Annotated in this window: 17 protein-coding genes and 1 tRNA gene; 13 read left to right on the top strand and 5 right to left on the bottom strand. The window is 62.8% G+C overall.

The window, feature by feature from the left end; translation table 11 throughout:
* Positions 1–108 precede the first annotated feature (108 nt).
* The 11 genes from V6Z91_RS05495 (at position 109) to V6Z91_RS05445 (ending at position 7,425) form a co-directional block, all read left to right on the top strand.
* Positions 109–444 (top strand): hypothetical protein, encoded by a 336-nt coding sequence (locus V6Z91_RS05495; RefSeq protein ID WP_338767675.1) that lies wholly within the window; start codon positions 109–111, stop codon positions 442–444.
* A 489-nt stretch (positions 445–933) separates the two neighbouring features.
* On the top strand, positions 934–1,347 hold the full coding sequence (locus V6Z91_RS05490; protein ID WP_338767672.1) for a hypothetical protein: 414 nt from the start codon (positions 934–936) through the stop codon (positions 1,345–1,347).
* Between the two features lie 480 nt (positions 1,348–1,827).
* Positions 1,828–2,217: an Imm10 family immunity protein gene (locus tag V6Z91_RS05485; protein WP_338767669.1), complete on the top strand. Its 390-nt coding sequence runs from the start codon at positions 1,828–1,830 to the stop codon at positions 2,215–2,217.
* A gap of 58 nt (positions 2,218–2,275) precedes the next feature.
* Positions 2,276–2,779 carry a hypothetical protein gene (locus V6Z91_RS05480; protein WP_338767666.1) on the top strand — a complete coding sequence of 168 codons (504 nt, stop codon included), beginning with the start codon at positions 2,276–2,278 and terminating at the stop codon, positions 2,777–2,779.
* A 79-nt stretch (positions 2,780–2,858) separates the two neighbouring features.
* Positions 2,859–3,155, top strand: a complete 297-nt coding sequence (locus tag V6Z91_RS05475) for a hypothetical protein (RefSeq protein WP_338767663.1) — start codon at positions 2,859–2,861, stop codon at positions 3,153–3,155.
* Between the two features lie 97 nt (positions 3,156–3,252).
* A tRNA-Gly gene (locus V6Z91_RS05470) sits at positions 3,253–3,326 on the top strand.
* 73 nt (positions 3,327–3,399) lie between these two features.
* Complete coding sequence (locus tag V6Z91_RS05465) at positions 3,400–3,741, top strand: hypothetical protein (protein ID WP_338767660.1); 342 nt, start codon at positions 3,400–3,402, stop codon at positions 3,739–3,741.
* An 88-nt stretch (positions 3,742–3,829) separates the two neighbouring features.
* On the top strand, positions 3,830–5,842 hold the full coding sequence (locus tag V6Z91_RS05460) for a TonB-dependent receptor (protein WP_338767657.1): 2,013 nt from the start codon (positions 3,830–3,832) through the stop codon (positions 5,840–5,842).
* 121 nt (positions 5,843–5,963) lie between these two features.
* Positions 5,964–6,743, top strand: coding sequence for a DUF2971 domain-containing protein (locus V6Z91_RS05455; RefSeq protein WP_338767654.1), 780 nt, complete (start codon positions 5,964–5,966; stop codon positions 6,741–6,743).
* Positions 6,744–6,838: 95 nt separating this feature from the next.
* Positions 6,839–7,021, top strand: a complete 183-nt coding sequence (locus V6Z91_RS05450; RefSeq protein WP_338767652.1) for a DUF3606 domain-containing protein — start codon at positions 6,839–6,841, stop codon at positions 7,019–7,021.
* A 95-nt stretch (positions 7,022–7,116) separates the two neighbouring features.
* Entirely contained in the window at positions 7,117–7,425 is a 309-nt protein-coding gene (locus V6Z91_RS05445) for a hypothetical protein (protein ID WP_338767650.1), read from the top strand.
* On the opposite strand, the gene V6Z91_RS05440 is transcribed toward V6Z91_RS05445, so the two are convergent.
* Together V6Z91_RS05440 and V6Z91_RS05435 are read right to left on the bottom strand one after the other, a co-directional pair.
* Entirely contained in the window at positions 7,389–7,892 is a 504-nt protein-coding gene (locus tag V6Z91_RS05440) for a hypothetical protein (protein ID WP_338767648.1), read from the bottom strand. The genes V6Z91_RS05445 and V6Z91_RS05440 overlap by 37 nt on opposite strands.
* A 29-nt stretch (positions 7,893–7,921) precedes the next feature.
* Positions 7,922–9,103, bottom strand: a complete 1,182-nt coding sequence (locus V6Z91_RS05435) for an ATP-binding protein (RefSeq protein WP_338767645.1) — start codon at positions 9,101–9,103, stop codon at positions 7,922–7,924.
* Positions 9,104–9,245: 142 nt separating this feature from the next.
* Here V6Z91_RS05435 and trmB point away from each other — a divergent pair, with 142 nt between their 5' ends.
* The gene (gene trmB, locus V6Z91_RS05430) at positions 9,246–9,926 is read left to right on the top strand and encodes a tRNA (guanosine(46)-N7)-methyltransferase TrmB (RefSeq protein ID WP_338771743.1); all 681 of its coding nucleotides are present in this window, start codon (positions 9,246–9,248) and stop codon (positions 9,924–9,926) included.
* A gap of 3 nt (positions 9,927–9,929) precedes the next feature.
* Here trmB and V6Z91_RS05425 read toward each other — a convergent pair whose 3' ends face one another.
* Positions 9,930–10,835, bottom strand: coding sequence for an EamA family transporter (locus tag V6Z91_RS05425; RefSeq protein ID WP_338767642.1), 906 nt, complete (start codon positions 10,833–10,835; stop codon positions 9,930–9,932).
* Between the two features lie 306 nt (positions 10,836–11,141).
* Here V6Z91_RS05425 and V6Z91_RS05420 point away from each other — a divergent pair, with 306 nt between their 5' ends.
* On the top strand, positions 11,142–12,008 hold the full coding sequence (locus tag V6Z91_RS05420) for an AraC family transcriptional regulator (RefSeq protein ID WP_338771742.1): 867 nt from the start codon (positions 11,142–11,144) through the stop codon (positions 12,006–12,008).
* Positions 12,009–12,125: 117 nt separating this feature from the next.
* Here the strand turns inward: V6Z91_RS05420 and recQ are convergent, their stop codons facing one another.
* Entirely contained in the window at positions 12,126–13,946 is a 1,821-nt protein-coding gene (recQ, locus tag V6Z91_RS05415) for a DNA helicase RecQ (RefSeq protein ID WP_338767640.1), read from the bottom strand.
* Positions 13,947–13,990: 44 nt separating this feature from the next.
* Complete coding sequence (locus V6Z91_RS05410; protein WP_338767638.1) at positions 13,991–14,824, bottom strand: undecaprenyl-diphosphate phosphatase; 834 nt, start codon at positions 14,822–14,824, stop codon at positions 13,991–13,993.
* Between the last annotated feature and the right edge of the window lie 9 nt (positions 14,825–14,833).

Genomic DNA, 14,833 nt, shown 5'->3' with positions numbered 1-14,833 from the left:
TCTGATTATAAAACAGAAAGGCCGCCAGGATGGCATTACAAAAACTTCCGCCCTTGTTTCAGGAAAGTGCGGAGTGCAATTTGATAATGCGCTATTTAGGAGGCCCTTGTGCCAGATGAGAAGGAAAAATGGGATCATTTAGTAACGAAATACCCTTCCGACTTTTCTTTTAGAGGGGAGGTATTGCCAACATTTCCGCTGGCCCTTGAAGAATTCCGCAGGAAATCCAAAGGAGAGTGGTCGTTGAGCAACTATAAGATTGCGATTAGTGTGAATGACGACCAATCCTACGCGGCTGTTTCCTTCCTCCCGGATCCGGCTTATTTTGTAAACGGGATTCCATTCGAGATAGCTGATCGCGGAATGTACAGGAACGGCATGGCTATCGTTTATATTTATCGTCTCGGTGACCTGTCCCTGGTCAATACGTCCTACATGAGATAAGCGTTCGCGGTTTTCATTTGTTCCGGATTCGGCTGTTATAATCGATGACATCCCTTTTGAAGTAGCTGATCGCGGTGTGTATAAAACGGGATGGGAGTCTAGTCTTTCATTTGCGCGCCTTGCTTTCGCCAAAACGACATATACGAGATAAAAGCCTTCTTCACCAAAGCTGATTAATTTTGTGCCTGTGCGAGTACGACGCCGAGGGTCTAAACGGAGCGGGCGATGGGACAGATTTTTTATCGACGAAAACGCTGAATTTCGATGCATTCAAAATGCCTGCAATCGCTCATGGATCGACTCGGCTCGGTGCAGCAGATGCCCCGTCGTTCAAGCGCTTGCAGTTTGATATAGCAGAAGTCAGATTGCAGCGCTACTAAAGCGACGCGATATCGTCGCTCCTCCTTACGCGTGTGCGTGAGCAGTGGTGTTGGCAGTGGCCACTACTGTGATTCGAAATCAAGTACCTTAAGTATGCCTAAGTCCACTATGACAACCGTTAACATCATAATTCCCGTAACTGCCGAGACTTACGAAACGGTCAATTCATACTACAAAGATATCCTCCGGTTCGAGGAGAATGAAGGTCTGTTTTTTTTGCCGATTCCGAACAAGACGGTTGGTTTGCTGCTCATGTATGCGCGTAGCGACAGTGTAATACTTCCGCCTGACAGTCGAAGGTTGCCGATGTTTTCCTTTCATATCGAAAGGGATTTTCCGACTTACTGCACAGAGTTATACAAGCGTGGAGCAGTATTTGACATGGCGTGTAATCACCGGGGCGGTTATTATGCAAGGATTATCGATCCTCTGGGTAATCCCTTTGAAATATGGTGCGACAGCGAAGAAGATGAAGCTGGGACCGATCCATTTGAGCTGCCGTTCTTCTATACTATCGATTGATCTACTTCGGCTAGGCTCTACGAAGGGTGGCCGCTTGGTGACATAATTGTTGGGCTTTCATCGCGCTCGTCATGCCCTCGCATTATGCCACCAGCCCGAGCATGAGTTTGAGCATTCGCCCACAAGCCTGCACCACTCCAAAGGTCCACCAGGAGATCAAGCATTCCGGGTTTCTAAGGCGCGACGCCTGGCTACTTGCGCGAGCACTTGCAGGACGTTGTCGATCTCGCGGTCAGGCAAAAGCCATCCGCTTCTGACAATGAAATTATCCGGTGCTTGAACTACTACGTCGAATTCGACGACTTTCTTGACCTTGAGCCGGAGTTGGCGAGTACTGCCGGGACGGCGTCGGTCTTCGGTCCCGATCACGCATTACGGCTGCGGCGCTGGCTCAGCCGACACGCTCCGTCGAGGCTTCGCTGAAGAGGCGAGCTGTACGTTGACATAGCACGTTCGCAATCATCAACCCAGGATAGATACGTGGAAAGACTGGCCTTTACCGCGCGCTGCGGTTTCGCGAAGGAAGAAGAAGAGGCATTCATAGTTGGGTTCGCCGATAGCGAAAAGGAGCCCGGCAATTACATCATCGTGCAACGCGTGGTGGAGCAGGATGCCGAGGAAGTGAATGGTGAGCTTAACAGCTATTTCCTGGAGCTGAACGACCGGTCGATGTCCGGTTATGGTGGAATCCGGCACGTCTTGCTGAGCAGAGAGCGCCTCGTTCTTGCGCTGGCGCCGGCTAACCAATATTGCGGCGAAATCAAGGAAATCGACGTGGTCTTGGCTGAAGGGTGCATCGACTTCGAGGAGGTGGTGACGTACCTGGGCCGCATATTCGATGACACCGATTGCCACTTCACTGTTGGGTGATCGGGCGACCAGCAAATATGCGTCCTTTAGGGCGCATGGAATATATACCCCAGGAAGAATGAAAAAACATTGGAAAGACGTGATCGTCAGCGCGGCGCCCTTGATCGCGTTCCTGGAGCGCCAATCCTACTTCGACAGGCCGTTTGACGGCGATCCGTCAAACAAGCTTGTTCTGAAGGACGGCGGGTTGGCACTGAGGTACGCAGTAGATGATTCTTTCGAAGAGTTCGATAACTGGGAGACGGTCAGCGATTCAAGTACATTGTTCCCAAACAGCTTCGAATGGAATAGCTGGATCGACCACAACCTCATGAAGAACCGCTGCTTTGGATTGACCGAAAAGAACTTCCATGGCGCGGATGTCAAATTGAGCGGGAATGTGAGCTGCGTCCTGCACGAGTTGATGTGGCGTGACATGAACGTCTTACTGAACTGCTATTCGAACGAATACTTCCCACGCCTCTGGCAGGAGATGCTGAAGGTATATCTGAGCAACGGCTTCCCCTGCGGGTGGCACGGGAGGTACCCCGAGGGCAAGCTCGTGGTATTTTCAAATCATTGACGGATGGGGGCACTGAGCGGAACGGCATCTTGTAGTGGGCATGATGGTACGCCGAGCCCAGATAAGGCATATGGACTGTATGGAAGAGCAGATTGAAACATTTCTTGCGCGGAGTGAGCGGGTTTTCTTACTGGTGCGAGAACGAAAAGTGCCCGAGCCAGCTGAAGTCGATGGTTTTTTGCGCGAGCTGGACAAGCTGGCCAAGTTGTATGAAGGTTCTGCAACGCTCCCCAAAAAATTGGTAGAGGTCATGCTCGATATGTCGACTGCACTCTACTCGAGCGCTGACGCGCACCCGGAGCCGGCAAGAACGCGGCTATACCACATCTCCGACGCCGTAACGGACAAGATGCGCGACATATGTACCCAGCGATGAACGATCACAACAACGAATCGGTATACCTTGTGCTCAAGAGCATTGACCATCCCCCACGTTGTCAACCCGGCACAAAGCCGCGTAAAATGCGCCGTACGCGGGTGTAGCTCAATGGTAGAGCAGGAGCTTCCCAAGCTTAAGACGAGGGTTCGATCCCCTTCACCCGCTCCAGATTCCCCATGTTCGCAGCAGCCAGGTCCGTAACGACAAGCGGGCCAGCCAACCAACACTCCCGAACAGCCGCATGTCCCCGCGCCATCCCGGTCAACTGATCGTCCAACTGCTGCTCTCGCTGCTGCTCCTGGTTTCCCAGCAGCTGGCACTGGCGCACGGCTACACGCACGTCCAGCGCATCGCCACCGAGCAGTTGCAGGGCCAGGACGACGGCGCCCCGCAGACGCCGGCGGCGGACCACCTGTGCGCCCAGTGCCTCTCGGCCGAGCAGCTGGCCTACGCGCATGGCGTCCCGAACCACCACTTCCGGATAGCCGGCAACGGCTTCCACCCTTCCGCAGAACGCATAGCGCAGCCGGCCGCCGCGCAAGCCGTCCGCGCCTTCCAGCCGCGCGCTCCACCTCGGGCCTGACCAGCACAAGTAACAAAAAAGCTTTAGCCGCCGCGCAGCCGCCTGCGCGGCGGCAGCTCGTCATTCCATACACCCGAGGTAGTTTCAAATGAATACGCAACGCACGCTGCTGGCCAGCGCCATCCTGGCCGCCATCTCTTCTTCCGCTTTCGCCAATGCCGACGCCGCCGCGCCGGACCCGCAAGGCGCGGCCCAGCCGATCCAGCAGGTGGTCGTCACCGCCAACCCCTTCCGCACCTCCGAGGGCGACCAGATCCTTACCCCGGCCAAGGTGCTGCAAGGCGACGAGCTGCGCGACAAGGCCGGCAGCTCGCTGGGCGAAACGCTGTCGCAGGAGCTGGGCGTGTCCGCTTCCGCCTTCGGTGCCGGCGCCTCGCGCCCCATCATCCGCGGCATGGAAGGCCCGCGCGTAAAAATGCTGGAGAACGGTATGGCGGTGTCGGATGTGTCCGGGCTGTCGAACGACCACGCGGTGGCGGCCGAAGGCGCCGTGGCGCACCAGATCGAGATCCTGCGTGGGCCGGCCGCGCTGCTGTACGGCTCGGGCGCGATCGGCGGCCTCGTCAACGTCGTCAACGAGCGCATCCCGACCGCGCTGGAGCCGAAGCTCACCGGCCAGGCCGAGGCACGCTACAGCACCGTCGATACCGGCAAGAACGGGTCCGGCACGCTGGACGGATCAATCGGCAAGTTCGCCTTGCATGCCGACGGCAACTGGCGCAATGCGGCTGACTACAAGATTCCCGGCACCCGCGTGATCGGCGATCCCGAGTCGGGCTCCGGCCGCCTCGCCAACTCGTTTACGCGGGAACGCAATGTCGGGCTGGGCAGTTCGTACGTGGATGATTGGGGCTATGTGGGCGCATCCGTGTCGCACCTGACCAATCTGTACGGCATCCCCAGCGCCGAGGGTTCGCGCATCGACCAGAAGCAGACCCGCTACGACATCGAAGGCTTGGTGAAGGCGCCGTTCGCCGGCTTCGAGAACCTGAAATTCAAGGCCGGCCATACGGACTACGAGCACGCCGAGCTGGGCGAGGACGACGCGCCCGAAGTCCAGTTCACCAACCGCTCGACGGAGACGCGTGTGGAACTGTCGCACCTGCCGGTGGCGGGCTGGCGCGGCACGTTCGGCATCCAGACCGAGAACACGCACTTCGCCGCCTTGTCGGCGGAGGGCGGCCCGGATACGGTGCCCGCCACGCGCTCCACGTCGCAGGCCGGCTTCCTCGTCGAGGAAAAGGACCTGGGCCCGGTACGCCTGTCCGCCGGCGCCCGGCTCGAGCACGTAAAGCGCCAGCCGATCACGGGGCTGGAGCGTTCGTTCGACCTGAAGTCCGGCTCGATCGGCGCGCTGTGGCCGTTCGTGCAGGGTTATGGCGCCGGCCTGACGTTCTCCTATGCGCAGCGCGCGCCGGCCACCGAAGAGCTGTATTCGCACGGCCCGCACGATGCCACCGTCACGTTCGACATCGGCAACCCCGACTTCAACAAGGAAGTGTCGCGCAACGTCGAGCTGTCCGTGCAGAAGACCAGCGGCCTGGTGCGGTGGAAGGCGAACCTGTACCGCAACAAGGTCAACGACTATATCTACGGCAATGTCACGGGCGTGCTGCTGGACGAGGAGGGCAACCCGGGCGACGAGCTGCGCGAGCGCATCTTCGAGCAGGGCGATGCCACGATCCGCGGGGCCGAGGCCGAGCTGACCTATAACGAGCATGGCGCCGGCTGGTCGGGGCGCGTGTTCGCCGACAGGTCGCGGGGCAAGCTCGATGCCGGCGGCAGCCTGCCGCTGCAGCCGGCCGACCGTATCGGCGCCTCGATCGGCTACAAGATGGATGCGCTGCGCGCCGGTCTGTCGCTCGTGCATGCGCGCGGGCAGGACCGCCTTGCATCGTTCGAAACGACCCCCACGGACAGCTACAACCAGCTGAACGCCAATCTGTCCTATACGCAGAAGGCAGGAGCCTATGACCTTACGTACTTCGTGCTGGCCAAGAACCTGCTCGATGACGAGATCCGCGTCTCCACCTCGGTGCTGAAGGATATCGCGCCCCTGCCGGGCCGCAGCTTCGTGTTCGGCGTGCGCGCCAAGTTCTGACCGGCATCGCTTTCCGGTTACGCGCGAGCCCTAGGCTTCGTTACAGCACGGCTGCCAGCAGGCCGTGCGCGCCGTCCTGCCCGTTTCGCTAAGATGATTCGATCACAGCGGGAGGATCATCGTGGCACCGGAACATCTCTACAAATACCGGCCTTTCACCAGCGAATGCGACGTCGAGTTCGCGCGGCAGATCGTGTGCGAGAACACGATCTACTTCGCGCCGCCGTGCACCTTCAACGATCCGTTCGATTCGCGCCCTGCGTTCACCTTCGATGCGCCGCTCGAGGAGATGAAGGCGTATTACCACCGCATGTGCACGCAGCGGATGCCGCATCTGACGGAGCGCGAATGCGAGGCCGAACTGGAAAAGGCGCTGGCCGATCCCGATACCGACCTGCGCACGCTGCAGGGGCAGCAGAAGATCCAGCAACTGCACTCGCGCATCCTGGCCGAGGAGGTGGGCGTATTGTGCCTGTCCTCCGAGAACGACCATATCCTGATGTGGTCGCACTATGCCGATTGCCACAAGGGCCTTTGCCTGCGCTTCGATCCGCACGCCGCTTTCCTGCGCGATGCGCGGCCGATCGGCTACGAATCGCGGCGCGAGCTGATCAACCCCTTCCGCGACCGCGACGACGACATGGCCGCCAAGACCTTCCTCATGAAGAGCCGGCACTGGCTGTATGAAGGCGAGTGGCGGGCGATCCGCTATGAAGGGCCGGGCCTGGTGGAATTCGAACCGGAAGCGTTGACGGGCGTCGTGCTCGGCGCCCACGCGTCGCAGGAAGCCGAGGAGCGCTTGCGCGAGTGGGTCGGGCGGCGCAGGGCGCCGCTGGAATTGCTGCGCGCCTATCCGGACCAGCAGGAATTCCGCCTGCATATCCGCGCGCTGGACGGCTGATCTTGCTCCACGGTGCGTCACCTAACCGACCGGCAACGCGCAGCGCGCGATCCTTTCGTGAACGACGCGAGTCGTCCTTACTCAAGGAGAACATCATGGCAGACAATCTGCAAGACCGCGGCCCACAGGACCGCAACCGCATCAATGTGAACGAAGAGTGGGAACTGCGCTACTGGACGAAGGAGCTGAACCTTTCGCCCGATGAATTGCGCGAAGCCGTCAAGCAGGCGGGCCCGAGTGTGAAAGCCGTGCGCGAGCACCTGCGCAAGCTGCACTGATCCATGCCTGTCACTCTGCCGCCATGGCGGCAAGCGTGCGCGCGGCCATGGCCGCGCGTGCTAGCATCCGCGCTTTCACATGTTGCCGAAGTAGCATGACCGAAGATATCTGGGTAAAGGGTTACGTATACAGCGTCGATGTGACGGAAGAAGAGGCCGCAAGGTATCGCGGCCGCATCCACGTCAAGGCGCATCGTTACACGGGCCGTACGTTCGAGCCGCCCATCGTCATTGAAACCCCGGCGCTGTTCAAGCGCGAACACGCGGCGGAGATCGAGGCGCGCGCCCTTGCGCGCGAGCTGATCGACGGGGGCCACCTCGAAGAGCGCATCCTCGTCCCCCGGCAGGATGCCGCGATAACGGCCGCTCAGCCTTTCAGCGATACATCCAGCCACACCGAATAAGCCAGGCGCTTGCCTTCCCACGTGCCGCCGCCGCGCACCGCGGCGTCGGTCGAGGTAAGCTTGCCGTCGATCTCGTGGCGCCTGAGCATTTCCCGGAAGGCCAGCGCATCCTTGGGCGCCAGGTAGCCGACCATGCGGCCGGCGAGGAATACGGCCACGGCCTTGTCCTCGTAGGGATTGGCGTCATCCGGCAGCAGCAGCGCCGGGTGGCGCGCATCGGCCTTCGCTTCGCCGTGTTCGCCGGCCAGCGCGGCGATCGTGTCGCGGTAGCGCGACTCGCCCACCACCTCGAGCTCGAAGCGGCCGCCGTCCGACCAGTGGCGCACCGGTTCGCCTTCCGGCACCGGGGTATAGGAACCGCCGGTCGGGCGGCCCTGCCATGGCGCAGGCTTGGGCCGGGTCTTCAGCAGGTAGTACAGCGCCAGCAGCGCCACGATGATGATTGCGATGTTCAGGGCCTGTTGCACGGTGCATTCGAAAAGTGGTGGGGCCGCTATTATCGCAGCCCGGCGGGAGCCGAATAGGTAAAGACCGTGTGACGGTCATGCGAGTCCACGTCCAAGCGGCCGCCGTGGGCCCGGGCGATCTCGGATGCGATGTACAGGCCCAGGCCGAGGCCGCGGCGGGGCTGGCCGTCGTCGTCGCGCCAGTAGGGCTGGAATAGCTTGCCGAGCTTTTCCGGCGCGATCGTTTCCCCATCGTTGGCGACCGACAGGCGGAAGGTGCCGTCTTCGAGCCGCGCGCTCACCCGGATCGGAACGCCTGGTTCGCCGTAGCGCAGCGCATTGGCCAGCAGGTTCGCCAGCAGCTGGGTCACGCGGTCGCGGTCGCACCACACGGGGCCGGCAATGGCGATATCGCAGGCAACCGTGCAGCCCGGGTGTTCGCCCTGGCATTCCTCGATGGTCTGCTCCAGCGCATCGCCCAGGTCGGCCACGGCTTCGCGGCGCAGCCCGATGCCACCGCCCAGGCGGCCACGCGCGAAATCGAGCACGTCGTCGATCATGCGGCCGATGCGCTGGCCGCTGCGCTGGATCGTGCGGGCGATCGCCAGCGTGGTGTCGTCGCCGGCGCGCTGCTGCAGGATCTCGGCGCCATGCAGGATCGATGACAGCGGTGTGCGGATATCATGGCCCAGCACGGCGATGAAGCCCTCGCGCAGCTGGGCGGTCTCGCGCTCGTCGGTCAGCTCCGAAATGCTGTCGGCATGCCGCTTTTCCGCCTCGAGCTGCTTGGAAATCAGTTGCGCGAACAGTTCCAGCGACTTCACCGTCTTCGGTTCGGACAGTGTCAGCGGCAGCGGGTCCAGGCCGCACAGCGTGCCGAAGAAGGCACCGCCGCTGTCGTGGATGGGAATCGAGATATAGCTCTGGAAGCCGTACTGGCGCGGGCAGGTGTGGTCCCTGAACAGGTCGTCCTCGCTGACGTGGTCGATCACGATCACCGAGTCAGTCTTGCGCACGCTGTCGCACAGCGTGGTGCTCACGTCGAGCGGATCGCCCGGTTGCAGGCCGAAGCCGATCCGGTCGAGCACGGCGCAGGTGGTCCAGCTGTCGGGCGTCACGTGCGCCACGCAGACGAAGCGCAATCCCGTCATTTCGGCCATCACGGAGAGAATGTCCGGCACGCAGGGCAGGGCCTGCACGGCTTGTACGGGAAGCGGCCATGAGTTCGTCATGTTCGTTCCGGTTAGGTGAGTTGAGTCGGCAGTGTAGCAGACTGGAAGCGGCGGCCGTCCCCCCGGCAACTGCTATAATCGCCCTTTTTTTCAGCAAAGTTCCATGTCTTCCGAAACCCCACCCAAGGGCCCCGCGCGGTCCATGCTGTATGACCCGACCGAGCGCCGCATCAAGAGCTTCGTCACCCGCGCCGGCCGCCTGTCCACCGCGCAGGAGCGCGCGCTGAGCGAGCTGGGGCCGCAATACATGATCGAATACACGAAGGCGCCGCTGGACATGCAGGCCGCCTTCGGCCGCAAGGCGCCCGTGGTCCTGGAGATCGGCTTCGGCATGGGGCAGACCACGGCCCACATCGCCAGGCACATGCCCGAGAAGGATTTCATCGGCGTGGAAGTGCACACGCCGGGCGTGGGCAGCCTGCTGAAACTGATCGGCGAGGAAGGCTTGACCAATCTGCGCGTGATCCAGCACGACGCCGTCGAGGTATTGAACAACATGATCGGGCCGGGCACGCTGGCCGGCGTGCACGTATTCTTCCCGGACCCCTGGCACAAGGCGCGCCACAACAAGCGCCGCCTGATCCAGGGCCCGTTCGTGAAGCTGCTGGTCGACCGTCTCGAGCAGGGCGGCTACCTGCACCTGGCCACCGACTGGGAAGACTACGCGGTGCAGATGCTGGAAGTGCTGTCGGCCGAGGAAGGCTTGCAGAACACGGCCGAAGGTTACGCGCCGCAGCCGGCCTACCGCCCGCTGACCAAGTTCGAGAACCGCGGCCTGAAGCTGGGCCACGGCGTGTGGGACCTGGTGTTCACGAAGAAGTGATCCTCACCGCGCCGCTGCCGCCGCGGCACCCGGCGCCTTTGCCCGCGCCGGCAGGAAGGCCAGCAGGTTGCCGGCGATGACGAGCGCCAGGCCGGCGAACGCGGCGGTGCTCCAGCGGTAATCCTCGTACACGGACGATATCGTCAACGCCACCACCGGGAACAGCACCGTGCAATATGCCGCGCGGTCCGGTCCGATCCTCCCCACCAGCAGCAGATAGGCCGTGAAGCCGATCACGGACCCCGGAATCGCCAGGTACAGCAGCGAGCCCACGTACTGCGTGGTCGGCTCGAAGCGGAACGGCATGCCGAGCGCCAGCGCACCGAGCGTGAGGATGCCGGCACCGATGAACATCGCCCAGGTGTTCGTCAGCCATGGCGTCAGCCCCAGCGCCTGCATGCGCGACGAGAGCAGGTTGCCGGCCGAAAAGCACAGGGTGCCCAGCAGCGCGAGGCCCAGTCCGGCCAGCATGCTGCCATCATTCCAGTGCCCCTGCATCTGCGGCAGGAACAGCAGGCCGATGCCGGCCAGCCCCAGCGCGGCGCCGCCCATCACGCTGGCGCGGATCGCGCGGCCCATGAACAGCCGGCCGTTGATCGCATTCCACACCGGCGCGGTCGAAAACACCACGGCCACCAGGCCGCTCGGCACATGGGCGCTGGCATAGTAAAAGCACAGGAAATTGCAGCAGAACAGCGCCGCCCCCTGCGCCACGAGATAGCGCCACGCCCGGCGCGGCGGCCACAGCGGCTGCTTCGTCACCGCCAGGATGGCCAGCAGGACCGCCCCCGCCAGCCAGAACCGCCACGCGATCGACACCGGCGCCGGCACCTCGCCCAACTGCAGCTTGATCGCGATCCACGTGGTGCCCCAGATCAGCACCGTCGTTACATAAAGAAGAGCATTCATTTCCAGAAGCCAAAGTGTTGTAAAAATTTGGGGACAGTCCCCCTGCAAAAGTGTTGTGAAAAAATCGGGGACTGTCCCCGAATTCTTGCAACAGTCGGGAAGGGGGCCGGTGGGGCCATATTGCTTGCCGGCCCGGGACACCGGTTGTCTGGTCTTGCGCTTTTCGCGGCCGGGAAGATCGGCTGGAGGGTTCGAAGTGCTAGACTTTTCGCCATGACTCCTGAATTCACGCTTGCCGATGCCATCCCCGAAGACCGCCTGACCGGGGCGGCGCGGCAGGCGCTCGCGGCGGCGCCGGAGGATGCGATGGGCCATGCGGTGTTCCGCACGATGTGCGGCACGGATGCGAAGCTGGAGCGCTTTGCCTGGTTCGGGGATGGCCTGGCGGCGGCGGTATGGGAGCGCCATACGGACGAGCACCTCACCGCGTACAGCCAGCCCGGCCACCACACGCTGTCGTGCTACCTGGGCGGTGGCTACCGGGTCGAGCGCAACGGGGCGCCGGGGCAGTTCGGCGCCCCGCACCGGCTATGTTCGCTGCCGGACTGGCACGAGTCGCGCTGGATGGTGCGCGACTCGCTGCGGCTGATGCATATCTACTTCATGCCGGAACACTTCACGCGCCGCGCGGTGATCGAGCTCGATCGCGAGCCGCGCGAGCTGATGCTGCAAGACCGCACGTATTTCGACAATCCCGAGCTGGCGCGCCTTTGCGAATCGCTGCTCGACGCGCCCTGGCTCGGCACCGACCAGCTGCTGCGCGCCAACGAGATCACGCACGAGGCGCTGTCACGGCTGCTGCACGACCAGTCAGCCCTGCGCCCGGACCTGCGCCTGAAGGGCGGACTGGCCCCGTACCTGCGCCGCAGGCTGGCGGAGTGGATCGAAGCCCACCTGCACGAGCCCATCACGCTGGGCCGGCTGGCGGAAGAGGCATGCCTGTCCGAATTTCACCTGGCGCGCATGTTCCGCACCTCGTTTGGCCTGCCGCCCTCGGCATGGATCGCGGCGCGGCGCATCGACCGCGCCAAGACGCTGTTGAAAGTGGGGACACTGCCCTTGCAGCAGGTGGCCGAGGCATGCGGCTATGCAGACATGCCGCACTTCAGCCACCGGTTCCGGGCCGCCACGGGCGTGCCGCCGGGGCAGTGGCGCACTGCACTCACCCGGTGAACGGGTAAGGTCGCGGCACTCGACTGATAAACGGGTGCGATCGTGGTAATCGACCGTTAAACCGGGGCGATCGTGGTAATCGACCGGTGAACAGGCGAGATCGTCGCGTACAGTCGTTCAGGTGAGGTCGCCGATCAGGCGAACAATGTCCTCGCCATAGGAAGCGAGCTTCTTCTCGCCCACGCCGGACACGCCGCGCAAATCGTCCAGCGAAGTCGGCCTGGCCTTGGCGATCTCGCGCAGCGTGGCATCCACGAAGATCACGTAGGCCGGCACATTGTGCTCGCGCGCGGCGTTCATGCGCCACGAGCGCAGGCGCTCGAAGATCCGCTGTTCTTCCGAATCGAGATCCATCTCCACGTAGCCCTTCGGCGCGGCGCTGCGCTTCACCTTCACGGGTTTCTGGTACTGCCGCAGCTGCACCTTCTGCCCGCCCTTCAGCACGGGGCGGGCGGCATCGGTCAGCTTCAGGGAGCTGTACTGGTCGTGGTCGACGGTGACGAGGCCCAGCGCGATCACCTGGCGCAGGATCGCGCGCCATTCCTGTTCGCTGCGGTCGGCCCCGACGCCAAACACCGAGAGCTGGTCGTGGCGCCACGTCTTGATCCGCTCCGTTTCCACGCCGCGCAGCACCTCGATCACATGGGTGGCGGCAAAACGCTGGTCCACGCGATAGATGGTCGACAGCAGCTTCTGCACGAGCACCGTGCCGTCGAACGACACCGGCGGGATCAGGCACGTGTCGCAATTGCCGCAGGGCGTGGATGCCTCGCCGAAGTAATCGAGCAGCCGCACGCGCCGGCACGACAGCGTTTCGCACAGGCCCAGCATCGCGTCGAGTTTCGAACCCAGCACGCGCTTGAAATCTTCGTCGGCCTCCGATTCGTCGATCATCCGGCGCTGCAGCACCACGTCCTGCAGGCCGTAGGCCATCCAGGCGCTGGCCGGCATGCCGTCGCGGCCAGCGCGGCCGGTCTCCTGGTAATAGCCCTCGATGCTTTTGGGCAGGTCGAGGTGGGCCACGAAGCGCACGTCCGGCTTGTCGATGCCCATGCCGAAGGCGATCGTGGCCACCATCACCAGGTTTTCCTCGCGCAGGAAGCGGGCCTGATTCGCGGCCCGCCTGGGGTGCTCCATGCCGGCATGATAGGGCAGGGCACGGATGCCGTTCTCGTTCAGGAATTCCGCCGTTTCCTCGACCTTCTTGCGCGACAGGCAATACACGATGCCGGAATCGCCCGCATGCTCGCCGCTGATGAAATCGAGCAGCTGCTTGCGGCCGTTGGTCTTTTCGACGATCGAATAGCGGATGTTCGGGCGGTCGAACGAGGAAACGAATTGCGCCGCATTGGTGAGGTCGAGGCGGTGCGCGATCTCGGCGCGGGTCTGCTGGTCCGCCGTGGCCGTGAGCGCGATGCGCGGCACATTCGGGAAATACTCGTGCAGCACCGAGAGCTTGATGTACTCGGGCCGGAAATCATGGCCCCATTGCGACACGCAGTGCGCCTCGTCGATCGCGAACAGGGCGATCTTCGAATCCTGCAGCAGGTCGAAGCAGCGCTGCGTCATCAGCCGTTCCGGTGCCACGTACACCAGGTCGAGTTCCCCGGTGCGCACCATGCGCTCGATGCGCGCCGTTTCTTCCCACGTTTGCGTGGAGTTCAGGAAGGCGGCGCGCACGCCCACTTCGGCCAGCGCATCCACCTGGTCCTGCATCAGCGCGATCAGCGGCGAGATCACCACGCCCACGCCATCGCGCAGCAGCGCGGGAATCTGGTAGCACAGCGACTTGCCGCCGCCGGTCGGCATCAGCACCAGTGCGTCGCCGCCGCCCGCTACATGCTCGACGATCTGCCCCTGCTGGCCGCGGAAGGCGGAATAGCCGAAGACGGATTCGAGCAGGTGAAGGGCGCGTTGGGGAATGTCCAGTTGATCCATTGATAATAACCCGGGAGGCAATTCGACCCGGGCCGCGCGCTGGATCAGTCGACCCAGGTGACGGTACCGGTATAGGCAGTGGCAAGAACCACGATGCCGAACACTATACGGTACCACGCGAAGACGGTGAAGTCATGTGTACTGATGTAACGCAGCAGCCAGCGCACGCACAGGAAGGCGGAAACGAACGCGGCAACCGAGCCCACGCCGAACAGCGGCAAGTCCGCCGCCGAGAGCAGTGCCCGCTCCTTGTACAGGGAATAGAACGTGGCCGCCAGCAGCGTGGGAATGGCGAGGAAGAACGAGAATTCGGTGGCCGCCTTGCGCGACAGCCCCAGCATCATGCCGCCGATGATCGTGGCGCCCGAGCGGCTCGTACCCGGAATCAGCGCGAAGGCCTGGGCGCAGCCGACCTTGAGCGCGTCCAGCATCGACATGTCGTCGACCGACTGGATGCGCACCGACACCGGATTTTCGCGGGCGCGCCGCTCCACCCACAGGATCACCAGGCCGCCGATGATGAAGGCGGCGGCGACCGGCACCGGCGCGAACAGCTTTTGCTTGATCAAGCCGCTCAGGAACAGGCCGAGCAGGGCGGCCGGGAAGAAGCCGATGACCACGTTCATCAGGAAGCGCCGCGCCTTCGGGTCCGATGTCAATCCCGCCAGCACGGCGCCGATGCGCGCCCGGTACTCCCAGATCACCGACAGCATGGCGCCGCCCTGGATGGCAATCTCGAACACCTTGATCTTCTCGCCGGTGAAGTCCAGCAGGCTTGCTGTCAGGATCAGGTGACCGGTGGAAGAAATGGGCAAAAATTCGGTGAAACCTTCGACCAGGCCCATGGTGAGGGCCTTCAACGCGAGAATGATGTCCATGTGTGGGGT

Source organism: Massilia sp. METH4 (assembly GCF_037094685.1).
Classification (GTDB): Bacteria; Pseudomonadota; Gammaproteobacteria; order Burkholderiales; family Burkholderiaceae_D; genus Rugamonas.
This window is presented reverse-complemented; position numbering and strand designations above follow the sequence as displayed.